Below are 25,029 nucleotides of genomic sequence, written 5' to 3'. Positions count from 1 at the left end.
ACGACGCAAAAGGCCGCCCGCCCCGGGTTCCCGGGGCGGGCGGCCTTTTCGTCATGCCTGCGGCCGTTGCGGGGCCTGCGGCCGTTGCGGGGCCTGCGCCCGCTACGGGGTCTGCTGCCCCTGCTTGAACTCCAGCGCCGCCGCCATCACGCCGAGCTTCTCGAAGTCGGCCGTGCCCGTCACCACGGTCACGTAGCCCTGCTCCTGGCGGACGAGCGCGTCGTACTTCTCGCCGTCCCAGCGCTCCCACGCCCGGTCGCCGACCTGCTGGGTCTGCCCGGTGGCCTTCGCCTGCTGGGTGAGCTTCGCCACGTTCTTGGCGGACGCGTCGGTGGACTGCTCCACCGCGACGTACTGCCGGTCCGGATCCTGGAAGCCCAGGTGCCAGGCGTTCGCGTTCTTGCGCTCGAAGGTCACCGAGGTCGCCCGCCACTGCTCCGGAAGGCCCACCGGGGCCGCCACCGGGTACGGCGCCGCGCGCCGGGCCGTGATGGTCTCCACCCGGTAGTCCACCGTGCGCGTCGGGTCGGCATCATCGTCATGGGGGATGAAGATGTAGATGCCCGCCACGACGACGCCGATCACCGCCAGCGACCGGACCATGTCCCAGACTGTCTGCTTGCCTTTCATACCTGCCACCGCACCATCGTCCCGCATCGCCCGCGCCGATCGGCGCGGGGGGTGGGCGTGGCGCTCCCGGCGGGCGCACCGCCGGGAGCACACGGTGTCCGCTCAGCCGTGCGGCATGACCGATATACCGCTCATACGTGACCCGGTCTGCTCAATATGTCGATGAACCGATAGAGTTCCAGCACCCTCACATCCCGGCCGTCGTCGTACAGAAAGGTGCGCTCCGATGACCGAGCACAACCTGCCGCCCCAGCTCGAAGTCGCCCCCGACTCGCCCGACCGCAACCTCGCCCTCGAACTCGTACGGGTCACCGAGGCCGCGGCCCTCGCCGCGGGCCGGTGGGTCGGCCGTGGCGACAAGCTCGGCGCCGACGGCGCCGCGGTCAACGCGATGCGCACCCTGATCTCCACCGTCTCGATGAACGGCGTCGTCGTCATCGGCGAGGGCGAGAAGGACGAAGCCCCGATGCTCTTCAACGGCGAGCGCGTCGGCGACGGCACCGGCGCCGAGGTCGACATCGCGGTGGACCCGATCGACGGCACCACGCTCAACGCCAAGGGCATGCCCAACGCCATCGCCGTCCTGGCCGCCGCCGACCGCGGCACCATGTTCGACCCGTCCGCGGTCTTCTACATGGACAAGCTGGTCACCGGCCCCGAGGCCGCCGACTTCGTCGACATCAACGCCCCCGTCTCGGTGAACATCCGCCGCGTCGCCAAGGCCAAGAGCATCGCCCCCGAGGACGTCACGGTCGTCATCCTGGACCGCCCGCGTCACGAGGGCATCGTCAAGGAGATCCGCGAGACCGGCGCCCGGATCAAGTTCATCTCCGACGGCGACGTCGCCGGCTCGGTCATGGCCGTCCGCGAGGGCACCGGCGTCGACCTGCTGATGGGCATCGGCGGCACCCCCGAGGGCATCATCTCGGCGTGCGCCATAAAGTGCCTCGGCGGCGTCATCCAGGGCAAGCTGTGGCCCAAGGACGAGGCCGAGCGCCAGAAGGCCATCGACGCGGGCCACGACCTGGACCGGGTCCTGACCACGAACGACCTGGTGTCCGGCGAGAACGTCTTCTTCGTCGCCACCGGCATCACGGACGGCGAGCTGCTGCGCGGCGTCCACTACCGCTCGGAGACCGCGACCACGTCCTCGCTGGTCATGCGCTCGAAGTCGGGCACGATCCGGCAGATCGACTCCACCCACCGTCTGACGAAGCTGCGCGCCTACAGCGACATCGACTTCGACCGCGCCAAGTAGGCGCGGTCCGGCCGGCGACGGCACGGCGAAGGGGCGGCCCCGGTGCGGGGGGCCGCCCCTTCGGCACGTCTGCGGTGCGGCGCGCGCCGGTCAGCCCGCCGCGGCGACCGGTCCGGGCGCACCCGCGCCGGGGAGCAGCTCGGCGGCCCGGCGGCGCCTGCGGCCCAGCACCACCCGGCGCTCGGCGGCGGTGAGCCCGCCCCAGACCCCGTACGGCTCGGGCTGGAGCAGGGCGTGCTCGCGGCAGGCGACCATCACCGGACAGCGGGCGCAGACCCTTTTGGCGGCCTCCTCGCGGGCGAGCCGGGCCGCGGTCGGCTCCTTGGAGGGTGCGAAGAAGAGTCCCGCCTCGTCCCTGCGGCAGACGGCCTCGGCGTGCCATGGGCCGTCCTCTTCCCTGGCCGGAACCCGCGGCTTCGGCACGACGGCCGGACGCGTCGGAAGGCTCTGGACGGCGGCTGCCTGCAGGGACTGATGCGGCGGATGCGGCACGGTCTACTCCTGACGACGTATACGCGAGCGAGAGACGATGCACCAGTCCCTACCCGCTGCGCGTGCCGCTATGCACCCTGCGCCGCCGGGGCGGCACGGTTCGTCCGAAACCGGCCGCCGGGCGGACCGTTTCAGTCCAGATGCTTGCGGAGCCTGGCCGCCAGGTCCACGAGGCGGGAGCCGCGCTTGGGCCGGGCCTCGATGTTGCCGAGCAGGGCGAAGCCGCGGACGATCACCACGGGGGCCTGCGGGTCGGTGGCGACGCCCTCCCCGCGCACCTCGAAGTTGCCGAGGACGCCGCTCCCGTAGCCGCGCAGGGTGACGTTCTCCGGGACGAGGACCTCGACGTTGCCGAGGACGCTGGTCGCGGTGATCTCGGTGACCTGCTGCTCGAAGACGGCCTCGGAGAGGTCGATGGTGATGTCGCCCATGACCGATACCGCGCGGGTGCGGGCCCCGGGGCGCCAGCGGCCCTTGCGGGCGGAGCTGCTGAACACCGCGACCACCGTCTCGACGGGCCCGCCGGCCGCCGCGGCCCCGACGGGTGCGGCCGGCTCGGCCGGCCGGTGGCCGCCGGCCGCCGCCGGGAGGTCGCGTACCAGCAGGTCCAGCTCCCCGACCGTCTTGACCGCGTACAGGGTGTCCAGGCGCTCGGAGTGCTCCTCGGAGGTCAGCCGGCCCTCCGCGAGGGCGTCGGAGAGGATCTGCGCGATCCGGTCCCGGTCGGCGTCGGAGGCGCGCAGCCCGGCGGGCCCGGCGGCCGGCGCGGCGGGCGCGGGGTCAGGGGCGGCGGTGTGCTTTTCCATGTCCACGCCGACCAGCATAGCGAGACACGATAGATCGCGATACTGCTGGGTGAGCCTTACCTCACAGACACAGCCGGCGCGAGAGGTCCTACGCTTGATGTCCGCGCTGCCAATTGGTCGCCAGCGCTGTCTGCCGAGTGAGGAATGGCTACCCAAATGCCGGAGTTCGCGTACACCGACCTGCTGCCCCTGGGCGAGGACACCACCCCCTACCGGCTGGTGACCTCGGAGGGCGTCTCGACGTTCGAGGCCGACGGCCGTACGTTCCTCAAGGTCGAGCCCGAGGCGCTGCGCACGCTGGCCGCCGAGGCCATCCACGACATCCAGCACTTCCTGCGCCCCGCGCACCTCGCGCAGCTCCGCCGGATCATCGACGACCCGGAGGCCAGCTCGAACGACAAGTTCGTCGCGCTCGACCTCCTGAAGAACGCGAACATCGCGGCGGCCGGCGTCCTGCCCATGTGCCAGGACACGGGCACGGCGATCGTCATGGGCAAGCGCGGCCAGAACGTCCTCACGCAGGGCGGCGACGAGGAAGCCCTCTCGCGGGGCATCTACGACGCCTACACCAAGCTGAACCTGCGCTACTCGCAGATGGCCCCGCTGACCATGTGGGAGGAGAAGAACACCGGCTCGAACCTGCCCGCGCAGATCGAGCTCTACGCGACCGACGGCGGCGCGTACAAGTTCCTCTTCATGGCCAAGGGCGGCGGTTCCGCCAACAAGTCCTTCCTCTACCAGGAGACGAAGGCGGTCCTCAACGAGGCCTCCATGATGAAGTTCCTGGAGGAGAAGATCCGCTCGCTCGGCACGGCGGCCTGCCCGCCGTACCACCTGGCGATCGTGGTCGGCGGCACCTCGGCCGAGCACGCGCTGAAGACCGCGAAGTACGCCTCCGCGCACTACCTGGACGAGCTGCCGCGCGAGGGTTCCGCGCTCGGCCACGGCTTCCGCGACGAGGCCCTGGAGCAGCAGGTCTTCGAGCTGACCCAGAAGATCGGCATCGGCGCGCAGTTCGGCGGCAAGTACTTCTGCCACGACGTCCGCGTCGTCCGCCTCCCCCGCCACGGCGCCTCCCTCCCGGTCGCGATCGCCGTCTCCTGCTCGGCGGACCGCCAGGCGGTCGCGAAGATCACCGCCGAGGGCGTCTTCCTGGAGCAGCTGGAGACGGACCCGGCGCGCTTCCTGCCGGACACCACGGACTCCCACCTGGACGAGGCCTCGGACGTGGTCTCCATCGACCTGAACCAGCCGATGGACGAGATCCTGGCGACCCTGACCAAGCACCCGGTCAAGACCCGCCTGTCCCTCACCGGACCCCTGGTCGTGGCCCGCGACATCGCGCACGCCAAGATCAAGGAGCGGCTGGACGCGGGCGAGGGCATGCCGCAGTACCTCAAGGACCACCCGGTGTACTACGCCGGCCCCGCGAAGACCCCCGAGGGCTACGCCTCCGGGTCCTTCGGCCCGACCACGGCCGGCCGCATGGACAGCTACGTCGAGCAGTTCCAGGCGGCGGGCGGCTCCAAGGTCATGCTGGCCAAGGGCAACCGCTCCCAGCAGGTGACCGACGCGTGCGGCGCGCACGGCGGCTTCTACCTCGGCTCGATCGGCGGCCCGGCGGCGCGCCTGGCGCAGGACTGCATCAAGAAGGTCGAGGTCCTGGAGTACGAGGAGCTCGGCATGGAGGCGGTCTGGAAGATCGAGGTCGAGGACTTCCCGGCCTTCATCGTCGTCGACGACAAGGGCAACGACTTCTTCCAGAACCCGGCCCCCGAGCCGACGTTCACCCACATCCCGGTCCGCGGCCCGGGTCTGTAGCCCGGCATACGAGCGGCCGAGGGCCCCTCCCCCGTTCGGGGGAGGGGCCCTCGCCCATGTCGGCCGATCGGCAGATGCCGTACCGGCGCGCTCCCGGCGAGGCTGTTCCCGTAACCAAACGGCCCGCCTGACAAGGGAGTTCACCATGAAGACCCGTACCCGCGCCCTCGCCCTCGCCGGAACCGCCGCCCTGCTCGCGGCCGTGGCCCTGGCGTCCCCGGCCCCGGCGGCACCCGTCGAGGCGAAGGCCGCCTCGGTGCACGGGGGCGCCGCGATCTTCTTCCCGTACGCCCCCAAGGACGACATCCGCTTCACGGTCGACGCCGAGGCGGTCCCGTGGACCAAGCCGCACCCGGACACCCCGGGCCTGGAGAAGGGCCTGCCGACGGACGCGCGGGGCCGGGTGACCATCTCCCACCACTACAAGGAGACCGGCTTCACCGGCACCGCCGAGGCGGAGGTCGACTGCCTGGTCACGGGCGGGAAGACCGCCACCCTGACGGCCGTGGTCAAGAGCTCGAACGTCGGCTGGGAGGGCAAGCGGATCGGGATCAGCGTCCAGGACGGCGAGCGCGGGGCGCCGGACCGGGTCGGCTTCTCCTGGGCGGTCGCCAACGTCGACGTGAAGGCCGACGGCTCGGTGGCGGAGCCCCGGGTGGGCACCTGCATGGCCCCGGCCCCCTTCACGGAGGTGGTCAAGGGCGGCTTCAAGGTCGCACCGGCCCCCCTGTCGCCCCTGCCGAAGCCGTAGCCCCCGTCAGCCTTCCCCGGCCCCGGCCCCGGCGGGCGGGGTCGGGGAGCTGTCGATGGCGGCGAGGGCCCTGTGCGTGGCTTCTACCCTGAACTCCAGGCTTTCCCGGCTGAACTTGTCAGGGTCCTTCTGATAGCGGGCCTTGCCCCGCTCGGACGTGAGCGCGGAGGCGGGGACCGCGTCCTGACCCTCCGGAATGAACTTGAGTACCTCTTCGAGGGCAGCCAGCGCACTCACCAGCGCGCCCCGGAACTTGTGGTGCTCCGACGCGGGAGAGTTGAGCGCCCCGAGTGAACCCCAGTTGCCGTACCGGCTCGCGACCTCGGCGAACTCACCCGGATCGATGATCTCGGACGGCTCAGTCCCGCCATAGGCCGGCGGCGGGGGCGGGATCTCCTCCGCCATCACGAAGGCGAAGCGCCGGTCACGCCCGCAGGCGCGGCACTTCCCCTCGTACACCGCGACGATGTCCTCGCCCACCTGCTCCAGGTGGTGCCGACGCTCGAAGTCGCCGTCGCCCCCGCACTCACACGGGTGCAGGTCCATGTACAGGTGCGCTTCCAAGGAAGACCGGGCTTTCAACATGACATGATCTTAAGGTCTGTTGTGCGGGGGGAGAGGGCGTCACATGGATCGGGACACGTACCCATGGGCGGCGCCCGGCACCTTGCCGGCGTACCGCGAGGGTCACGGGCAGCAGCTGGTGTCAGCTGCGGAGCAGCGGATGGCGTCGGTGGCCGCGACCGTACTGCGGGACCGGATGGACTCCCTCCGAGCAGGGCGGGACCGGGACGGCCGCCAGTTCTTCGTCATGGAGGAAGGCCCGGGGCAGCACTCGACGATCTGGGTGGACGCCATCCCGCTGGAGTCGGGAAGGCTCGCCGACACCGCGACGAACACCACCTCGCAGAACTACGTCATCCGGATCACCGACCGGCTGCCGGACTCGATGCTGGACCGCGTCCTCGCCCACGAGCTCGGCGAACTCAACGCCGTCCGCGAGCGTGCAGCCGACGGCCTGACGCCCGTGCGGGATGACTTGCTCCGCTCCGGCCCGGTACTCCCGTCCGAAAGTGAGCTGTCCGCCGCCGACATGGGGCGCATCGCGGAACTCGACTGGCTGGCTGCGCGGCATTCGGACCCCGGTCTCTCGACGGAGGAGCAGGCCTTCGCACGGTCGGAGTTCTCAGCCCTGCTGGACTCTTACGGACTGCGTCCGACCGCGGCGCTGGACGATCAGACCCACCTCCCCGAGCAGAACGCGGCTGCCCACCGCCATCTGGTGGCCGCCAGCTCCGTGTCCCTCGCTTCAGAACGCCTCCTGCGCGACCTCGCCCGCCCCATCGAGCACCTCTCCCCCGCCGACGCCACCGCGCTCGCCGCCTCCCGGGAGGCCTCGCTGCGGGCGCAGCGGCAGGTGGAGGCGTTCGTCGCGGGGCGGGAGGTCACCATGGCGCTGCCCGGGTACGACCAGAACGGGCTGCCGTTGCCCAGGGACGGCCTGGGGAAGGCCGCCGCGCAGGAGTGGGCGGCCTGGCGGGAGCACCGCAGCGGGCAGGCCACGCAGATGCTGGGAGAGCAGAACGCGGCCGGGGAGACGCCACACCGCAGGGTGCGGATCGGAGGCGGGGCCAGCCTCAGCGGGCGGGGTCCGGAGGAGCTGCTGATCGACGCGGTGGGCCGCTGGCACGACGACCCCGGCGCCGGGATCGTGCAGTCGGCGGACCAGGACCGGGATCTGGCGCACTGGATGGGCGCGGACCCGTACGCGGTCGTGTCCGACCCCCGCGACCGGGTGCCGATCAAGGCAGTCCGGGTGTGGGAGGACCGGCTCGCCACGCAGGGCGATGTGGTGAACGGCCACGGGCAGCTGCGTCTGGGCCCCGACGGGCAGCTGATCACGGAGATCCAGCCCGCCTCGGGCGGCGCCCCGCTGCGGGTGTCCTGTGACGGGATCCCCGTCGTGGCGACCGGGCTGACCCCCGAGGTGGTGCCGGGCATGCCCCGCGGCAGGAACGGCGTGGAGAGCCGCGCCGAGGCCGTACGGCTGCTCGGGGACCGGCTCCGGGAGCTGGACGGGCAGGGCGTCCCCGGAGCGGCCGACTGGAGTCGGTGGCTGACGGACGCCGAGCGTGGCGGGGCGGACGCGGCGGCCGTCCTCGGCCCCTTGGAAGCGGGGGCGGTGAAGGACCTGCTGCGCAAGGGCCTGGAGGGCGACGCCGCCGCGCGCCTGGACAACTGCTTCACCATCCTGGAGGCGACCCGGACGTGGGAGGACGCGCGGGCGCAGGCTCCCGGCCGGGTCCTGATGGGCGACGAGGTCGCCGAGAACCGGTTCGACCCGAACGCCGCCGAGCACTGGGTCATCGTCGGGTCGGGCGGGACCGGGGCCGCCAACGCCGAGATCATCCTCCGGAAGAACCAGCAGGCCCGGGTCACCCTGGTCGGCCGCGGCGACCCCCCGCCCGCCCTGCGCCACCAGGTGCAGTTCGGGGCGATGGAGGAGAAGTACGGCCAGGAGAACGGCGACGGCCGCCTGGAGTTCGGCAAGGCGGAAGTCGGCGCGGTCGAGCCGGTGGTCGGTGAGGACGGACGCACCCGTCTGCGGATGACGTACACGGTCGGCGAGGAGACGAAGACGGTCGACGCCGACGGCTACGTGGCGTGCCTGGGCCGGACGAATCCGCTGCCCGCCGCCGTGCAGGGACTCGCGGACGACGTGCGGGACCGGGGCGGGGAGGTCTCCGGCGACCTGCTCTTCGACCGGGACGACCAGTTCCTCGGCTACCGGCTCGGCTTCGCCGTGGACGGGACCGTGCACCACGTGGACGTGGACGGGGCCGCGGCGTGGCAGCTGCCCCGCGAGGTGTTCCCGCCGGAGCAGGGGCTCCAGGGCGACCTCAACCGGATGGGCGTGCGTGCCCTGCCCTCCGAGACCGGGAACGCGGCGCCGGGCTTCGCCCCCGTCGCACGGCAGAGCGCGCTGCGGGCGCGGGCCGTGGAGCAGGAGCGGGAGGGGGACGCGGCGGCGGTCCAGGCGCTGCCGTCGGTGCCGGACCGCTGGAAGCGTCCGGCGGTACCCCGTCCCTCCCCCGCCGCCGAGGCCCCGGCCCCGGCGGTCGTGGCCCGTGACGAGCCGGCGGTCGAACCGGCCGCCAAGCCTTCCGTCGAGGCGCCGGCGGCCGGACGGACGCCGCCCGACCGGGGTCCGGCCGGGTCGCACCTGTGGACGATGGGCGCACCGACCCTGCGGCCGGTCCGGCCGGGGCCCGGGTCCGGACCGTCGCGCGGTCAGCAGTCTCCGCCGCCGGAGGCCGGGCCGCGGGGCCCGGGGCCGGGGCTCGGGGACTGACCCGCGGGCGGCGGGAGGTGGTGGGGGCGGTTTACTTCGGAGTGACTGCTCGGGCGTCTCCCGTTCACCCCGGTTCGCAAGGATCTCCGTATGACTGCTCCGTCCTCCCAGGCCTCCCCGTCCTCAGCGCCCGCCGCCCGTGGGGTCCGCGTCGTCGCGCACCGCGGGGCCTCCCACGAGCACCCCGAGCACACCCTCGAGGCCTACCGGCAGGCCATCGCCGACGGGGCCGACGCCCTGGAGTGCGACGTGCGGCTCAGCCGCGACGGGCGGCTGGTGTGCGTGCACGACCGGACGGTGGAGCGGACCTCCGACGGGCGCGGGGTGGTCTCCGAGCTGACGTACGAGGAGCTGTGCGCGTTCGACTTCGGCGGCTGGAAGGGCGAGGAGCACCGGGGCGCGCGGGTGCTGCTCTTCGAGGACCTGCTCAAGGAGGCCCTCGCCGCGGACCGGCCCGTCGGGCTGGCCGTGGAGACCAAGCACCCGACCCGCGCCGGCGGGCGGCTGGAGGCGGAGCTCGTGCGCGTACTGAAGGAGCACGGGCTCGCCGACGGCGCCGACGGCCGCGTCGAGGTGATGAGCTTCTCCCGCAACGCGCTGACCCGGATGCACCGGCTGGCGCCCGGCCTGCCCGCGGTCTACCTGATCGAGCGCGGGCTGCGGCCCCCGCGGCCGCCGTTCGCGGGGCATGCCGGTCCCGGTATCGACCTGGTGCGCAGGGATCCGGGGCTGGTGGGGCGGCTGCGGGCCAAGGGGCTGCGGGTGCGGGTGTGGACCGTGGACGAGCCGGAGGACGTCGAGCTGTGCGTACGGCTCGGGGTGGAGACGATCATCACCAACCGGCCCCGGCAGGTGCGGGAGCAGCTGGAGGCCCTGTAGGGGGTGCGCGGGCACCCCGGCGTGGGAACACCCGGCCGGGTCGTCCGGCCGGGTGTGGGGGGTGCGGTGGCGGTACGGGGACGGGCGGCTTACGCGAAGCGCTGGTTCGCGGAGCCGTTGCAGGGCTGGAGGCGCAGCTGCTCGTGGGCGGCGGCGACGGTGAGGCACATGCCGGTGGCGGCGGCGGGGCGCAGGGTGGCGCCGTCGCGGACGAACTGCTGGTTGGCTCCGCCGTGGCAGTTGTAGAGGATCAGCCCGGTGCCGGCGCCGTAGTTGGCGCCCGGGGCGTCGAGGCAGCGGTCGTGGGTGAGTTCGACGTGGAGGGACTTCTTCGCGGAGTCGTACCACCAGCCCTGGTTGCGGCCGCCGTGGCAGTCCCAGCCGACCACCTTGGTGGTGTTGGCGCTGGAGCCGCCGAAGGAGTCGAGGCAGTTGCCGGTGGCCTCGTTCTTCAGGGGCTTGTAGAGGGAGTCCCAGGCGCCGGCCTGGAGCACGGGGGTGCCGGTGCTGGCGGGGTCGGCGCAGGAGGCCTCGCGCAGGCCCGAGTCGTAGAGCTGGGTCAGGCAGGACGCGAAGGCGCCGTGGCCGCGGTAGTTGGGGTGGAAGGACTGGCGGGCGGTGTTCTCGTCCCAGGGGAAGTGGTCCCCGAGGTCGAGGTAGAGGCCGCGGGCCCAGGTGTCCTCCATGCAGACCTCGTGGCCGTGGAAGAGCCTGGAGTTGTCGAGGTAGACCGCGCCGGAGGCGAGGGCGGCGGCGCGCATGCCCTTCTCGAAGGTGGGGACGGCGTAGTTGCGGCCCCAGGTGGCGTCGGAGTCGTATCCGGCGCAGCCTCCGGGGAGTTTGCCGGGGAAGTTCGGGTTGTCGTTGAAGTCGGGGCCGATGGGGCTCGGGTAGCCCATGACGACGAGCTTGTAGTCGGAGTCGGCGTAGCCGGCGTCGCGCATGACCGTCCTGAGGTCGGCGACGGTGGCTTCGACCTTGGGCTTCAGCCCGTCGACGCGCGCCTGCCAGCCGGGGCCGTACTTGGGTTCGCAGGTGCCCTGGCTGAGCACCCAGCGGGTGACGCAGTCGGTCATGACGGGGCCGAACTGGAGGTCGTCGTTGGCCCCGGCGACCAGCAGCACCATCTTGATCTTCGTGTTGCGGGCCTTGATGGCGAGGCTGTCGCTCTGGACGAGCTCGTCGGCGTACTGCTTGCTGCCGCCGATGCGGATGTTGCCCGTGTAGCCGCCGGAGCAGGCGACGTTGAAGGTCAGGTCGGCCGGGATGCCGGTGCGGTGGATGGCCGCGTCGGGCGAGCGGTGGCACTGGTTGGACGGGGTGTTGGTGGCGGGGTCGTAGTTGCCGACGCCCTCGCCGGAGATCTCGCTGTCGCCGAGCGAGATGAGGCCGGTCCTGCGCTCGGCGAGCGGCCGGATCGCCGGGTCGCCGTAGATCCTGACGGCCTCGGCGGCGCGTACGGCCTCCAGCTCCGGCGACAGGGGTGTGATCGAGCCGGACGCGGCGGGTGCGGCCTGGGCCACGGGGGTGACGGCGGTGACGCCCCCGAGGGCGGCCGCGAACGCCGCGACGGCGGCGAAGGTACATCTGAGCCTGGGTTTCGTGCGGGCACGTGCCATGAACGCCTCCCCGATATCGGTGTTACCCCCGGTATTTACTGGCCGGTAGGGGAGATGGGAACAGTCCGAACAAGACAATTGCTCAAGTTTCTGAGGAGGCTACAAAGATGACTGACGATCAGCAGCCGCAGGCGTTCCGGACCGAGCACGACTCCATGGGCGAGGTGCGCGTCCCCGCCCACGCCAAATGGCGCGCGCAGACCCAGCGCGCGGTGGAGAACTTCCCGCTCTCCGGGCAGCGCATCGAGCGCGCCCACATCGAGGCCCTCGCCCGCATCAAGGCCGCCGCGGCCCTGGTGAACGCGAAGCTGGGGGTGGTGGACGAGGACGTCGCGCAGGCGATCCGGTCCGCCGCCGCCGAGGTCGCCGAGGGGCGCTGGGACGAGCACTTCCCCGTCGACGTCTTCCAGACCGGGTCCGGGACCTCGTCCAACATGAACACCAACGAGGTGATCGCCACCCTGGCCACCGAGCGGCTCGGGCGCGAGGTCCACCCCAACGACCACGTCAACGCCTCGCAGAGCTCCAACGACGTCTTCCCCTCGTCGATCCACATCGCCGCCACCGCCGCCGTCTCCCGCGAGCTGATCCCGGCCCTGGAGCACCTCGCCGCCGCCCTGGAGCGCAAGGCGGCCGAGTTCGCCGAGGTGGTCAAGGCCGGGCGCACGCACCTGATGGACGCCACCCCGGTCACCCTGGGCCAGGAGTTCGGCGGGTACGCCGCCCAGGTCCGCTACGGCGTCGACCGGCTGCGGGCCGCCCTGCCGCGGCTGGCCGAGCTGCCGCTGGGCGGTACGGCGGTGGGCACCGGCATCAACACCCCGCCCGGCTTCTCCGCGGCCGTGATCGCCGAGGTGGCCGGCGCGACGGGGCTGCCGCTGACCGAGGCGCGCGACCACTTCGAGGCCCAGGGCGCGCGGGACGCGCTGGTGGAGACCTCGGGGGTGCTCCGTACGATCGCCGTCTCGCTCACCAAGATCTGCAACGACCTGCGCTGGATGTCCTCCGGCCCGCGCACCGGATTGGCCGAAATCAATCTGCCGGATCTCCAGCCGGGGTCCTCGATCATGCCCGGGAAGGTCAATCCGGTCGTCCCCGAGGCCCTGCTGATGATCGCCGCGCAGGTGATGGGGAACGACGCGACGGTCGCCGTGGCGGGCGCGGCCGGCAACTTCGAGCTCAATGTGATGCTCCCGGTGATGGCCCGGAACCTGCTCGAATCGATCCGCCTGCTCGGCAACGGGAGCCGGCTGCTGGCCGACCGGACCGTGGACGGGATCACCGCCAACTCCGAGCGGGCCAGGGAGTACGCCGCGTCCTCGCCCTCGGTGGTGACCCCGCTCAACCGGTACATCGGCTACGAGGAGGCGGCCAAGGTGGCCAAGCGGGCCCTCGCCGAGCGGAAGACGATCAGGGAGGTCGTGCTGGAGTCCGGCTACGTCGACCGGGGCGCGCTCACCCTCGCGCAGCTGGACGAGGCGCTCGACGTGCTGCGGATGACGCGGCCCTGAAATCGGTTCCGGCCATGGGCCGGATCCGGTCGTTTGCCGTCCCCGGCCCCCTCCGTGACCTGCACCGCAGCATCCCGCGGGGCCTCCGCCCTAAGATCTGCGCATGACAGGTACCAACGGGGGGTCCGGGGGCGGCGCGGCACGGCCCGCCGCGGGGGGCGGGGCGCAGGAGCGGCACTGGGAGCCCGGGGAGCAGATCCTGTGGCGCTACCGCGACCACGCCCCGGGACTGGACGGCCAGTTCCACATCGCCCGGCCGGTGACGGTGGTGCGCGACACGGACGAGCTGCTCGCCGTGTGGATGGCGCCCGGCACCGAATGCGTCAAGCCGGTGCTGGCCGACGGCAGCCCGGTGCACCGGGAGCCGCTCGCCACCCGGTACACCGCGCCGCGCACCACCGCGCGTTCGCGCTGGTTCGGCGGGGGCGTGCTGAAGCTGGCGCGGCCCGGGGAGCCGTGGTCGGTCTGGCTGTTCTGGGACGACGACTGGCACCTGCGCAACTGGTACGTCAACCTGGAGGAGCCCCGCACCCGGTGGACCGGCGGGGTCGACTCCGTGGACCACTTCCTCGACATCGCGGTCTACCCGGACCGCAGCTGGAAGTGGCTGGACGAGGACGAGTTCGCGCAGGCCCAGCGGATCGGGCTGATGGACCAGGACCAGGCGCGCCGGGTGGTCGACGCGGGGCGCTCGGCGGTCGAGGTGGTGAAGGCCTGGGGGGCTCCGTTCTGCGACGGATGGCAGGACTGGAGGCCCGATCCGGCCTGGGGAGTTCCGGTTCTGCCCGAGGACTGGGACCGCACCCCGGCGCATATGACCTCATGAGACCCTTGATGCGCCCCCGGGGGTCAACCGTAGGATCGTCCTCCGCAGGTCGTTCACGAGGGGCCCCACCGGTCCCACACCCGTAAATGACCTGCGGCGACCGGGACTTGACCGGAGGTCGACGCGAGCGAAAGGTAACGAGCGGGACGCGGTACCCGGGGGTGATGGTGCCCCCGCCGCTGAGCGGGTATACCGCGACTGACCGAGTTGAGTGCAGCGCACATCGAGCGCAAACGGACGGAATTCCACGCGTGACGGAGTACCCCACCTCCCAGGAGGGCCCGCAGCCCACCGTCGCCTCCGGCGGAGGTACGGACGAGCTCGGCCACGGCAAGGCCCCCATCGCGGCCGCCGAGGCCGTACGCACGCATGCCGACTTCCCGCGCCCGCGCGGCACCACGGGCGAGGGCTCCGGGCACGGCCCGGCGGACACCGCCGAGGCGGCCCCGCGCGGCCGGGACGGCGAGGCCGCCCGCAACGCGGGCCGGCGCACCCCGGCCGGCGGCCAGGCCCCGCCGGCGCCTCCGGGTCCGGAACCGGCCGGCGACGCGGCCACCGCCGTACGGGCGGTCCCGCCCGCGGGCTCCGGCACGGGCGGCGGACCGGGCCCCGGCGAGGTCGGCGTGGCCCGCCGCGAGGGCGACCGGCTGCGCTTCGTCGGCGCCGCCACGCGCCGGATCGCGCGCGGCATCGACCTCGACGAGATCGTGCTCGGCCTGTGCCGGGCGACCGTGCCGACCTTCTCGGACGCGATCCTCGTCTACCTACGCGACCCGCTGCCCGTCGGTGACGAGCGGCCCGTCGGCCCGGTCGTTTTAAGGCTGCGCCGCACCGACCGGCTCCGGCCGATCGACGACCTGACCGACGCCGACGGGGGCGCCGGGGCCGCGGGGGCCGCCGGCGAGCTCGACTTCAGCCAGCTGCCGCTGGTCGGCCCGCAGGGTGACCTGCCCGCGGCCGAGCTGTGCGAGATCCGCCCCGGCGGGGCCCTCGCCGAGGTGCTGCGCGGCGTACGGCCGGTCTTCGGGTCGGCCGCCGGGGCCAAGGACGCGCTCCCGGAGCTGCTGGGCACCGAGCATCCCGTGCCGCGCGGCCAGCGGGCCATCCTGGCCCCGCTGCGGGGCCGTCGGCGGGTGATCGGCGCGGCCGTGTTCCTGCGCACCCCCGACCGGGACGCGTTCGAGCAGAACGACCTGCTCGTCGCCGCGCAGCTGGCCACGCACACCGCGCTCGGCATCGACAAGGCCGTGCTCTACGGGCGCGAGGCCTACATCGCCGACGAGCTCCAGCGCACCATGCTGCCCGACGGCCTCCCCCAGCCCACCGGGGTCCGGCTGGCCTCCCGCTACCTGCCCGCGGCCGAGACGGCCCGGGTGGGCGGCGACTGGTACGACGCCATACCGCTGCCGGGCAGCCGCGTCGCGCTGGTCGTCGGCGACGTCATGGGCCACTCCATGACCTCGGCGGCGATCATGGGCCAGCTGCGCACCACCGCGCAGACCCTGGCCCAGCTGGACCTGCCGCCGGCCGAGGTGCTGCACCACCTGGACGAACAGGCGCAGCGGCTGGGCTCCGACCGCATGGCCACCTGCCTGTACGCGGTCTACGACCCGGTCTCGCACCGCATCACCATCGCCAACGCCGGCCACCCGCCGCCGGTGCTGCTGCACCTGGGCGGCCGCGCGGAGGTGCTGCGCGTCCCGCCGGGCGCCCCCATCGGGGTCGGCGGCGTGGACTTCGAGGCCGTGGAGCTGGACGCCCCGGCCGGGGCCACCCTGCTGCTGTACACGGACGGGCTGGTGGAGTCCCGGCTGCGGGACGTGTGGACGGGCATCGAGCAGCTGCGCGAACGCCTCGCCACCACCGCGCAGCTGACCGGGCTGGACCACTCGCCGCCGCTGGAGGCCCTCTGCGACGACGTGCTGGACATGCTGGGCCCGGGCGACCGGGACGACGACATCGCGCTCCTCGCGGCCCGCTTCGAGGGCATCGCGCCCAGCGACGTGGCGTACTGGTTCCTGGACCCGGAGGAGACGGCTCCGGGCCGGGCCCGCCGGTTCGCCCGCCGGGCGCTGGCCCGCTGGGGCCTGGAGGAGCTGAGCGACTCGCTGGAGCTGCTGGTCAGCGAGGTGGTCACCAATGCCGTCCGGTACGCGGAGCGGCCGGTGACGCTGCGGCTGCTGCGCACGGACGTGCTGCGCTGCGAGGTCGGCGACGACTCCCCGCAGCTGCCGCGCCAGCGGCGGGCCCGGGACACCGACGAGGGCGGGCGCGGCCTGTTCCTGGTCAACCGGCTCGCCCGGCGGTGGGGTGCGACCCGGTTGAGCAGCGGCAAGGTGGTCTGGTTCGAGCTCCCGCTGCCGGGGGCGCACGAACGGCGCTGACCGGCGGGAGCCGGGACGTGCGAAGGGGCCCCGCAGCGGATTCGCTGCGGGGCCCCTTCGCGTGCGGCTAGGTCGTCTCTTTCGGATCTTGCCGGTCAAGCCCGCGTCGTCCGGTGCCGTGCATCGGCGCGTTGGCGGGGCGCCCTCGTACTGGACGTACTCGGGTGCTCCGCCAACGCGGCGAGGCGCGGTGCCGGGCGGCGCGGGTCAGGCGAGATCCGGAAGAGACGGCCTAGCGCTCTTCCAGGTTCGGGTTCGGCGGGACGGGCGGTGTCGGGTTGCCCGTCGGCCCGGTCGGCTTGCCCGTCGGCCCGGTCGGCTTGCCGGTCGGCCCGGTCGGCTTGCCGGTCGGCGGGGTCGGGCCGCCGGAGCTGCCGGACGGGTCCGGGGTGCCGGTGGGACGGGTGCTGCCGGAGCCGGACGGCGTCGGGCTGGGGGTGCCGCTGGGGCTGCCCGACGGGGTGGCGGCGCGGGAGGGCGCCGGGGTGCCCATCCGGGCGTCGTCGAGGTCGAACTGGCCCGCGGTCTGGCCCTTGAGCGCGGCCGTCGTGTACGCCTGCCAGATCTGCGCGGGGAAGCTGGAGCCGCCCGCGCGGCCCTTGCCGGCGGTACCGGTCAGGGTGACCTGGCCGTGCGTGTTGGGGTCCTCGCCGAACATCGCGACGACGGTGACCAGTTCGGGGGTGTAACCGGTGAACCAGGCGGCCACGTTGGACTCGGTGGTGCCGGTCTTGCCCGCGGCCTCGTAGGCGGAGCTGCGGACGGCCTTGCCGGAGCCGTTCTCGACCACGCCGGTGAGGACCTTGGTCACGGTGTCGGCGGTGGTGCTGGTGAGCACCTGGGAGCCGATGGGCGTGACGGGCTTGAACTCGCCGTCCTTGTGCTCGGCCTTCTTGATGATGCTCGGGGTGACCTTCTTGCCGTGGTTGTCGAGGGTCGCGTAGACGGCGGCCATCTCGACGGTGTTGGCGCTCATGGTGCCGAGCGACATGGCGGGCTTGTCGGCCGGCCAGCCGTCGCGGTCGGTCATGCCCATGGAGATGGCGGTCTTCTTCACGTTCGTGGGCTTGGCGTCCACGATCATCTGGGCGTACACCGAGTTGACGGAGGAGTTCGTGGCGTCCTGGACCGAGATCATCGGGTCGCCGTAGTTCTCGTTGTCCTGGTTCTGCGGGGCGAACGGGGTGTCGCTGCCGACCACGGGGCGCTTGCTGGTGCCGTCGTAGAGGGTGCTCGGGTTGATCGGGCGGCCGTCCTGGGTCTTCGACCCGTTCTCCAGGGCGGCGGCCAGCACGATCGGCTTGAAGGTCGAGCCCGGCTGGAAGTCGGTGCGCAGGGCGTTGCTCGCCGCCTTCTCGGTCAGGCCCACGCCGCCGTACATCGCGACGATGTGACCGGTCTTGGCGTCCACGGAGGTGGCGCCGGCCTGGACGCTCTGGTCCTGGGGCCGGTTCTTGGTGTCCTTGCGGTCGAGCTTGGACTCCAGCTCGTCCTGGACGGCCTTCTCCAGCGCGGCCTGCTTCTTCTTGTCGATCGCGAGGGTGATCGTCCAGCCGCCGGCGTTGATCTCGGCGTCCTTGATGCCCTGGCGGTTCATCTCGGCCTCGGCGGCCTGGATGAGGTAGCCCTTCTGCCCGTCCATGCCCGGACGCGGCTTGGGCTTGATCGGCTCCTGGAACTTCAGGGTCTTGCGCTTGGCCTCGTCCAGCTTGCCCATCTCGACCATGTTGTCGAGGACGGCGTTGAAGCGGATCATGACCAGCCGCTTGCCGTTGGGGCCTGCGGTCGCCCAGTCGTACTGGCTGGGGGCCTGGATGACGGCGGCGAGGTAGGCGCCCTGTTCCAGGGTCAGCTTGTCGGAGTCGACGCCGTAGTAGGCCTGGGCGGCGGCCTGGATGCCGTAGGCGTTGCGGCCGTAGAAGTTGGTGTTCAGGTAACCGGCGAGGATGTCGGGCTTCTCCATGCGCTGGTCGACCTTGAGGGAGATGATCAGCTCACGCAGCTTGCGCGTCGGCGACTGGTCCTGGGTCAGGTAGTAGTTCTTGACGTACTGCTGGGTGATCGTCGAACCGCCGGCCGTGCCCTTGCCGCGGACCGTGTTGACGAGGCCGCGGAACACGCCCATGACGTCGACGCCGCGGTCCTGGTAGAAGGTCTTGTTCTCGATCGCGATGAACGCGAAGCGGACGTCCTCGGGGACCTTGTCGATCGGGACGATCTCGCGGTTCATGTCGCCGGTGCGGGCCATGATCGAACCGTCGGCGTACTTGTACGTGTTGCTCTGGAGCGTCGCGGTCTTGTTGGGGTCGGTCGGCTCGTCCACGGAGAAGTAGAGGGCTATGCCCGCGACCACCATGAGGAGGATGCCGCCGAGGAAAGTCCCCAGCAGCGTCTTCCAGTTGAGGAAGCGACGTATGCCACTGCGCTTCCCGGTCGCCTTGCCCGCGCGCCCGTTGGCGCGCCCGCTCGGCGCTTTCCGCGCACTGCGTTGCTGCTGCGCCCGTCGCGCATCTGCTCGGCCCATCGCTCCCGCTCCGCTCGATTACCCCCCCGACGTCAGCTCAGAAAACTAACACCGCAGGCTGTGACAAAGGTTGATCAACCTAGATCAATACCGGTCAATTCGGACGTGAGAATCAGCACCCACTCCGATGGAACCGACGCCCACGATGCCGGAAGGGTTGCGGTGTCCGCAAAAAGTGTTATCACTTTGCTAGTACGGCGCGGTCGGCGACGACCGGACACATCGGATCAAACGGGGGCATTCCATGGCAATCACTGCGGACGCACGACCGACCGAGGTACGGGAGTTCACGGCGCGCAGCGTCGGCGGCGGACCCGCCCTGCTGCTCGGACTGGCGGGGGTGGCGGCCGGTGCGGGCCTGCTGGCGCTCGCCGCCGTGTCGGACGCCACGGCGGTCAAGGCGACCCTGATCCCGCTGGGCTTCCTGCTGTTCCTCGGCTCGCTCTTCGCGATGACCGGACTGAACACCGTGGCCCCGGGAGAGGCCCGGGTGGTCCAGCTGTTCGGCCGCTACCGGGGCACGGTCCGCGCGGACGGACTGCGCTGGGTCAACCCGCTGACCTCGCGCCGGAAGATCTCCACCCGGGTGCGCAACCACGAGACGGCCGTCCTCAAGGTCAACGACGCCTACGGCAACCCGATCGAGCTCGCCTCGGTCGTGGTGTGGAAGGTCTCGGACACCGCGCGCGCCGTCTTCGAGGTGGAGGACTTCACCGAGTTCGTCGAGACGCAGACCGAGGCGGCGGTCCGGCACATCGCCATCGAGTACCCGTACGACGCCCATGACGAGGGCGGCCTGTCGCTGCGCGGCAATGCCGAGGAGATCACCGAGAAGCTCGCGGTCGAGCTGGCCACCCGGGTCGAGGCGGCCGGCGTCCGGATCATCGAGTCCCGGTTCACGCATCTCGCGTACGCTCCGGAGATCGCCTCCGCGATGCTCCAGCGCCAGCAGGCGGGCGCGGTCGTGGCGGCCCGGAAGCAGATCGTCGAGGGCGCGGTGGGCATGGTGGAGCTCGCCCTGACCCGGCTGGCCGAGGAGGACATCGTGGACCTGGACCCGGAGCGCAAGGCCGCCATGGTCTCGAACCTGATGGTGGTGCTCTGCGGCGACCGCGCGGCCTCGCCGGTCATCAACACGGGCACCCTCTACCAGTGACCCCCTCCGCCCGCCCCGGCGGCTCCCAGGGCCAGGGGTCCGGCGCCGGTTCCGCCCCGGCCCCCGACCCCGGCGCGGCCCCCGCCGACGCCAGGCCCGCCCGGGCGGCCCGGCAGGCGCGCAAGCAGGTGCTCCTGCGGCTCGACCCGCAGGTCTACGACGCCCTCGCGCGCTGGGCCGGCGAGGAGCTGCGCAGCGCGAACGCCCAGATCGAGTTCCTGCTCCGCCGGGCCCTGGCCGAGTCGGGCCGGCTCCCCGGCGGCGCCGCCCCGATCCCCCCGCGGGGCCGCCCCCGCAAGGCGCCCGACTCCTGAACCCCGCACGCACGCAAGCCCGTACGCCCTTGAAGGCCCGCCGGTGTCACCGGCGGGCCTTCGGCATGCCGGATGCACACATCCGCACGTCGGGCCACTATGCACCGTGCGTATACACGTTGTGTATAGTCGCGCCATGTCCATCGGCCACACCCTGCTCGGCCTCCTGGAGGCCGGCCCGCGCCACGGCTACGACCTCAAGCGCGCCTTCGACGAAACCTTCGGCCACGACCGCCCGCTCGCCTACGGGCAGGTCTACTCGACCATGTCCCGGCTCCTGAAGAACGGCCTCGTCGAGGTCGACGGGGTCGAGAGCGGCGGCGGTCCCGAGCGCAAGCGGTACGCGATCACCGACGCCGGCATCACCGACGTCGAGCACTGGCTCTCCGAGCCCGAGAAGCCCGAGCCGTACCTCCAGTCCACCCTCTACACCAAGGTGGTCCTGGCGCTGCTGACCCACCGCAGCGCCAACGAACTCCTCGACACCCAGCGCGCCGAGCACCTGCGGCTGATGCGCATCCTGACCCAGCGCAAGCGCAAGGGGGACATCGCCGACCAGCTGGTCTGCGACCACGCCCTGTTCCACCTGGAGGCCGACCTGCGCTGGCTGGAGCTCACCGCCGCCCGTCTCGACCAGCTCGCCCGGGAGGTGCGCCGATGACCCCCGCCGGCACCCTGCTCTCCGCCACCGGCCTGTGCAAGTCGTACGGGCCCACCCGGGCCCTGGACGGCGCCGGGTTCTCCGTCCACCCCGGCGAGGTCGTCGCCGTCATGGGGCCCTCCGGTTCCGGCAAGTCGACGCTGCTGCACTGCCTCGCCGGGATCATCACCCCCGACTCCGGCACCGTCACCTACGCCGGCCGCGAGCTGTCCGCGATGACCGACGCCGAGCGCAGCGCCCTGCGCCGCGGCGAGTTCGGCTTCGTCTTCCAGTTCGGCCAGCTCGTCCCCGAGCTGACCTGCGTGGAGAACGTGGCCCTGCCGCTGCGCCTCGCCGGGACCAAGCGCAAGGAAGCCGAGCGGGCCGCCCTGCGCTGGATGGAGCGGCTCCAGGTCGAGGACCTCGGGGCGAAGCGCCCCGGCGAGATCAGCGGCGGCCAGGGCCAGCGGGTGGCCGTGGCGCGGGCCCTGGTCACCGGACCCCGGGTGATCTTCGCGGACGAGCCCACGGGCGCCCTGGACTCCCTCAACGGCGAGCTGGTGATGCAGCTGCTCACCGAGGCCGCCCGGTCCGCGAACGCGGCCGTCGTCCTCGTCACGCACGAGACCCGGGTCGCCGCGTACTCCGACCGCGAGATCGTCGTGCGCGACGGGCGCACCCGCGACATGGAGCCGGTCGTATGAGCGCGCCGGGCAGGCTCGCCGTCTGGTCCCGGGACCTCGCCATGGGCGCCCGGTTCGCCCTCGGCGGCGGCCGGGAGGGATGGACGCGCACCCTGTTCACCGGCGTGGGCGTCGGCCTCGGCGTCGCCCTGCTGCTGATCACCACGGCGCTCCCGGGCGCGCTCACCGCCCGCGCGGAGCGCGACGGGGCGCGGTCCCTGCTGGGCGCGCCGAAGGCCTCTGCGCCGGGCCTGGACACCCTGCTGGTGGCCCGGACCGACATGACGTACCACGGCCGGGACATCGAGGGCCGGCTCCTGAAGCCGGAGGGCCCGGACGCCCCCCTCCCGCCGGGCCTGAAGGCCTTCCCGGCCCCCGGCGAACTGGCCGTCTCCCCCGCGCTGGAGGAACTGCTGCGGTCGGCGGACGGCGCGCTGCTGCGCGAGCGCCTGGACGGCAGGATCGGCGGGGTCATCGCCGACGCCGGGCTGACCGGCCCGGCCGAACTCGTCTTCTACCGGGGCGCCGACAGCCTCCCGGCGACGGGGCCGGGCGAGTTCCGCGTCGAGCGCGTCACCGCCTTCGCCGGGAGGACCGAACGCCCGGAGCTCAGCCCGGTGCTGATGCTCACGGTCCTGCTGGCCTTCGTCGCCCTGCTGCTGCCGGTCGCCGTGTTCATCGCCGCCGCCGTCCGCTCCGGCGGGGAGCGGCGCGACCAGCGGCTCGCCGCGCTGCGCCTGATCGGCGCCGACGCGCGGGCGGTCCGCCGGATCGCGGCCGGCGAGGCGCTGGCCGGGGCGGCGGCCGGGCTCGTCCTGGGCTCCGTCTTCTTCCTGGCCGGCCGCCGGCTGGTCGGTTCCGTCTCCCTCGGCGGGCGCAGCGTCTTCCCGGCCGACCTCACGCCCTCGCCGGGGCTGGTCGCCCTCGTGGTGCTCGCCGTGCCGCTCGCGGCCGTGGCCGTGACCCTGTTCACGCTGCGCCGGGTCGTCATCGAGCCGCTGGGCGTCCTGCGGACGGCGGCGCCCGTGCGGCGCCGGCTGTGGTGGCGGCTGCTGCTGCCGCTCGGCGGGATCGGCCTGCTCGCGCCGCTGGCGGGCCGCGGCAACGGGCCGGGCCGGTTCAACCAGTGGCAGGTCAGTGCCGGTGTGGTGCTGCTGCTGGTCGGGATCACGGCCCTGCTCCCCTGGCTGCTGGAACGTTTCGTCGGGCGGATGCGCGGCGGACCCGTCTCCTGGCAGCTGGCCGTCCGCCGGCTCCAGGCCGCCGGCGGCTCCCCCACCCGCCTGGTCAACGGCATCGCCGTGGCGGTCGCCGGGGCCATCGCCCTGCAGATGCTCTTCTCGGGCGTCGGGGGCGAGCTGACGGAGGAGACGGACCAGGACCCCTCCCGGGCCTCGGTCGCGATCCTGCTGCACAGCGGCACGGAGTCCGGCCTCGACGCCCTGGCCGGGCAGATCGCCTCGACCCCGGGCGTCACCCGGAGCATCCCGCTGAACAGCGTCGGCACCGCGCGGCAGGTCCCCAGCCCCGTCCTCACCGACGTGACCATCGGCACCTGCCGGGCCCTGGCCGAGGTCGCGGAGCTCGACTCCTGCCGCGACGGCGACGCCTTCGTCCTGTCCGGCGGCCCGCTGGACGCGCCCGTCAAGCCCGGCGACCGGGTCCTCGCCGGCGACGTGGGGATCTCCGCCGAGGCCTCGGCGGCACTGGGCGGGAAGACCGTCGAGTGGACCGTCCCGGCGGGCGCCCGTACGGTCACCCCGCGCGAGGACCCCATGGGCCGGCTCCGCACCGGACTGCTGGCCACCCCCTCCGCCGCCCCCCAGGGCATGGGCCGCGCCCAGTCCGCGCAGATCTACGTCCAGCTCGACCGGTCGGTGCCGGACGCGCTGGAGCGGGTGCGCACGGCCTCCTTCAAGGCCGACCCCTTCGCCACGGTGCTGCGCCTGCGGTCCACGCAGCAGGACCGCGCCTTCTCGGGCATCGAGGCCGGCCTGTTCTCCGGCGCGACCGGGGTCCTGGTCCTGATCGGCACCAGCCTGCTGGTCGGCCAGCTGGAGCAGCTGCGCGAACGCCGCAGGCTGCTCGCCGCCCTGGTCGCCTTCGGGACCAAGCGCTCGACGCTGTGCCTGTCGGTGCTCTGGCAGACGGCCCTGCCCGTGGCCCTCGGGCTGGTCCTCGCGGCGGGCACCGGCATCGCGCTGGGCTCGGTGCTGATGGGGATGGCGCAGGTCCGGGTCCGGGTCGAGTGGACCTCGGTGCTGCTGCTGACCGGCGCGGGCGCGGGCCTGGTCGCGGTGGTCACCCTGCTGAGCCTGCCGCCGCTGCTGCGCCTGATGCGCCCGGACGGGCTGCGCACGGAGTAGCGCGCCCGGCCGTACGCCCCGTACGCCCGCACCCGCGGGCCCGTCCTACTCGGCGGGCCAGACGGGGAGCGGGCGTACGGCTTCGCGCAGCGCCGCCGCGATGGCCCGGAACTCCTCCTGCCGGGCCGTGCCGGTCCGCATGGCCAGTGCGATCCGCCGCGAGGGCGCGGGCTCGGCGAAGTACCCGGTGGCCAGGTACTCGTTGCGCGCGGTCTCCAGCCGCAGCGCGGTGCGCGGCAACAGGGTCACGCCCAGTCCCCCGGCGACCAGTTGTACGAGGGTGGACAGCCCGGCGGCGGTCGTGGTGACGGCGGCCCCGTCGGCCCGGCCGGCCTCGCGGCAGATGTCGAGGGCCTGGTCGCGCAGGCAGTGGCCCTCGTCGAGGAGCAGCAGCCGCAGGTCGCGCAGTTCCCCGCGCGGGATGTCGCGCCGCCCGGCGAGCGGGTGCCCGCGGGGTGCGAGCAGGACGAAGTCCTCGTCGAAGACGGGCAGCTCGGTGACCCCGGGGACGCCCAGCGGGACCGCGAGGAGCAGCAGGTCGAGCCGCCCGCCGGCCAGCCCCTCCAGCAGCGAGGAGGTCTGCTCCTCGTGCACCTGGAGGTCCATCCGCGGGTACCGCCGGTGGAACAGCCCGAGCACGGTCGGCAGCAGGTACGGGGCCACCGTGGGGATCACCCCGAGCCGCATGATGCCGGTGAAGGGGGCGCGCACGGCGTCGGCCTCCTCCAGGAGCCCGGCCATGGCGTCGAGGACCGTCCGGGCCCGGGCGGCGATCCGCTCACCCGCCGGGGAGAGCAGCACCTTGCGGGTGGTGCGCTCCAGCAGCTGCACGCCGAGGGCCTCCTCCAGCGCGGAGACGGCGCCCGACAGGGCCGGCTGGCTCATGCCGATCGCCGCGGCCGCGTCCCGGAAGTGCAGGTGCTCGGCGACGGCCGCGAACGCGCGCAGCTGCGCGAGCGTCGCCTGCTTCGCTCCCCTGTTGCCGACAGCCACTGATAGGCACCTCCGATCACCCGC

General features: G+C 72.9%; 20 protein-coding genes. 13 read left to right on the top strand and 7 right to left on the bottom strand.

What is annotated here, in order from left to right; translation table 11 throughout:
• Window positions 1-102 precede the first annotated feature (102 nt).
• Window positions 103-630: a DUF4245 domain-containing protein gene (locus tag ACIPW5_RS14530; protein WP_401244862.1), complete on the bottom strand. Its 528-nt coding sequence runs from the start codon at window positions 628-630 to the stop codon at window positions 103-105.
• Window positions 631-856: 226 nt separating this feature from the next.
• On the opposite strand from ACIPW5_RS14530, the gene glpX reads away from it, so the two are divergent.
• On the top strand, window positions 857-1,888 hold the full coding sequence (glpX, locus tag ACIPW5_RS14525; RefSeq protein ID WP_401244562.1) for a class II fructose-bisphosphatase: 1,032 nt from the start codon (window positions 857-859) through the stop codon (window positions 1,886-1,888).
• A gap of 90 nt (window positions 1,889-1,978) precedes the next feature.
• On the opposite strand, the gene ACIPW5_RS14520 is transcribed toward glpX, so the two are convergent.
• Both ACIPW5_RS14520 and ACIPW5_RS14515 read right to left on the bottom strand, forming a co-directional pair.
• On the bottom strand, window positions 1,979-2,380 hold the full coding sequence (locus tag ACIPW5_RS14520; RefSeq protein ID WP_401244560.1) for a WhiB family transcriptional regulator: 402 nt from the start codon (window positions 2,378-2,380) through the stop codon (window positions 1,979-1,981).
• Between the two features lie 131 nt (window positions 2,381-2,511).
• The gene (locus ACIPW5_RS14515; protein ID WP_401244558.1) at window positions 2,512-3,192 is read right to left on the bottom strand and encodes a DUF1707 domain-containing protein; all 681 of its coding nucleotides are present in this window, start codon (window positions 3,190-3,192) and stop codon (window positions 2,512-2,514) included.
• 150 nt (window positions 3,193-3,342) lie between these two features.
• Between ACIPW5_RS14515 and ACIPW5_RS14510 the strand changes: the two genes are divergently transcribed.
• Both ACIPW5_RS14510 and ACIPW5_RS14505 read left to right on the top strand, forming a co-directional pair.
• Entirely contained in the window at window positions 3,343-5,007 is a 1,665-nt protein-coding gene (locus ACIPW5_RS14510) for a fumarate hydratase (RefSeq protein WP_125822334.1), read from the top strand.
• A 145-nt stretch (window positions 5,008-5,152) separates the two neighbouring features.
• A complete protein-coding gene (locus ACIPW5_RS14505; RefSeq protein ID WP_401244556.1) occupies window positions 5,153-5,758 on the top strand; it encodes a hypothetical protein in 606 nt (201 codons plus the stop codon).
• 6 nt (window positions 5,759-5,764) lie between these two features.
• Here the strand turns inward: ACIPW5_RS14505 and ACIPW5_RS14500 are convergent, their stop codons facing one another.
• Window positions 5,765-6,343: a hypothetical protein gene (locus ACIPW5_RS14500; RefSeq protein WP_401244554.1), complete on the bottom strand. Its 579-nt coding sequence runs from the start codon at window positions 6,341-6,343 to the stop codon at window positions 5,765-5,767.
• 43 nt (window positions 6,344-6,386) lie between these two features.
• Between ACIPW5_RS14500 and ACIPW5_RS14495 the strand changes: the two genes are divergently transcribed.
• Together ACIPW5_RS14495 and ACIPW5_RS14490 are read left to right on the top strand one after the other, a co-directional pair.
• Complete coding sequence (locus ACIPW5_RS14495; protein WP_401244552.1) at window positions 6,387-9,110, top strand: hypothetical protein; 2,724 nt, start codon at window positions 6,387-6,389, stop codon at window positions 9,108-9,110.
• A 90-nt stretch (window positions 9,111-9,200) separates the two neighbouring features.
• On the top strand, window positions 9,201-9,989 hold the full coding sequence (locus ACIPW5_RS14490; protein ID WP_401244550.1) for a glycerophosphodiester phosphodiesterase: 789 nt from the start codon (window positions 9,201-9,203) through the stop codon (window positions 9,987-9,989).
• A gap of 89 nt (window positions 9,990-10,078) precedes the next feature.
• Here the strand turns inward: ACIPW5_RS14490 and ACIPW5_RS14485 are convergent, their stop codons facing one another.
• Window positions 10,079-11,608 carry a ricin-type beta-trefoil lectin domain protein gene (locus ACIPW5_RS14485; protein WP_401244548.1) on the bottom strand — a complete coding sequence of 510 codons (1,530 nt, stop codon included), beginning with the start codon at window positions 11,606-11,608 and terminating at the stop codon, window positions 10,079-10,081.
• A 107-nt stretch (window positions 11,609-11,715) separates the two neighbouring features.
• Here ACIPW5_RS14485 and ACIPW5_RS14480 point away from each other — a divergent pair, with 107 nt between their 5' ends.
• The 3 genes from ACIPW5_RS14480 to ACIPW5_RS14470 all read left to right on the top strand — a co-directional run bounded on the left by ACIPW5_RS14480 (window position 11,716) and on the right by ACIPW5_RS14470 (window position 16,329).
• Window positions 11,716-13,119, top strand: coding sequence for a class II fumarate hydratase (locus ACIPW5_RS14480; protein ID WP_401244546.1), 1,404 nt, complete (start codon window positions 11,716-11,718; stop codon window positions 13,117-13,119).
• Between the two features lie 103 nt (window positions 13,120-13,222).
• Window positions 13,223-13,945 carry a DUF402 domain-containing protein gene (locus tag ACIPW5_RS14475; RefSeq protein WP_401244544.1) on the top strand — a complete coding sequence of 241 codons (723 nt, stop codon included), beginning with the start codon at window positions 13,223-13,225 and terminating at the stop codon, window positions 13,943-13,945.
• A gap of 251 nt (window positions 13,946-14,196) precedes the next feature.
• Entirely contained in the window at window positions 14,197-16,329 is a 2,133-nt protein-coding gene (locus ACIPW5_RS14470) for a SpoIIE family protein phosphatase (protein WP_401244542.1), read from the top strand.
• Between the two features lie 232 nt (window positions 16,330-16,561).
• Here the strand turns inward: ACIPW5_RS14470 and ACIPW5_RS14465 are convergent, their stop codons facing one another.
• Window positions 16,562-18,853, bottom strand: a complete 2,292-nt coding sequence (locus ACIPW5_RS14465) for a transglycosylase domain-containing protein (RefSeq protein ID WP_401244540.1) — start codon at window positions 18,851-18,853, stop codon at window positions 16,562-16,564.
• A gap of 244 nt (window positions 18,854-19,097) precedes the next feature.
• Between ACIPW5_RS14465 and ACIPW5_RS14460 the strand changes: the two genes are divergently transcribed.
• From ACIPW5_RS14460 to ACIPW5_RS14440, 5 genes are all read left to right on the top strand, one after another.
• A complete protein-coding gene (locus tag ACIPW5_RS14460) occupies window positions 19,098-20,009 on the top strand; it encodes an SPFH domain-containing protein (RefSeq protein WP_401244538.1) in 912 nt (303 codons plus the stop codon).
• Window positions 20,006-20,323 carry an AT hook motif protein gene (locus tag ACIPW5_RS14455; RefSeq protein ID WP_401244536.1) on the top strand — a complete coding sequence of 106 codons (318 nt, stop codon included), beginning with the start codon at window positions 20,006-20,008 and terminating at the stop codon, window positions 20,321-20,323. Before ACIPW5_RS14460 ends, ACIPW5_RS14455 begins: the two co-directional genes overlap by 4 nt.
• A gap of 136 nt (window positions 20,324-20,459) precedes the next feature.
• Complete coding sequence (locus ACIPW5_RS14450) at window positions 20,460-20,984, top strand: PadR family transcriptional regulator (protein ID WP_401244534.1); 525 nt, start codon at window positions 20,460-20,462, stop codon at window positions 20,982-20,984.
• Window positions 20,981-21,667, top strand: a complete 687-nt coding sequence (locus ACIPW5_RS14445; protein WP_401244532.1) for an ABC transporter ATP-binding protein — start codon at window positions 20,981-20,983, stop codon at window positions 21,665-21,667. The genes ACIPW5_RS14450 and ACIPW5_RS14445 overlap by 4 nt, the downstream gene beginning before the upstream one ends.
• On the top strand, window positions 21,664-24,012 hold the full coding sequence (locus tag ACIPW5_RS14440; RefSeq protein WP_401244530.1) for an ABC transporter permease: 2,349 nt from the start codon (window positions 21,664-21,666) through the stop codon (window positions 24,010-24,012). Before ACIPW5_RS14445 ends, ACIPW5_RS14440 begins: the two co-directional genes overlap by 4 nt.
• 45 nt (window positions 24,013-24,057) lie before the next feature.
• Here ACIPW5_RS14440 and ACIPW5_RS14435 read toward each other — a convergent pair whose 3' ends face one another.
• A complete protein-coding gene (locus ACIPW5_RS14435; RefSeq protein WP_401244528.1) occupies window positions 24,058-25,005 on the bottom strand; it encodes a hydrogen peroxide-inducible genes activator in 948 nt (315 codons plus the stop codon).
• Between the last annotated feature and the right edge of the window lie 24 nt (window positions 25,006-25,029).

Origin of the sequence: Streptomyces sp. NPDC090077 (assembly GCF_044747545.1) — a bacterium.
Taxonomy (GTDB): domain Bacteria; phylum Actinomycetota; class Actinomycetes; order Streptomycetales; family Streptomycetaceae; genus Streptomyces.
This window is presented reverse-complemented; position numbering and strand designations above follow the sequence as displayed.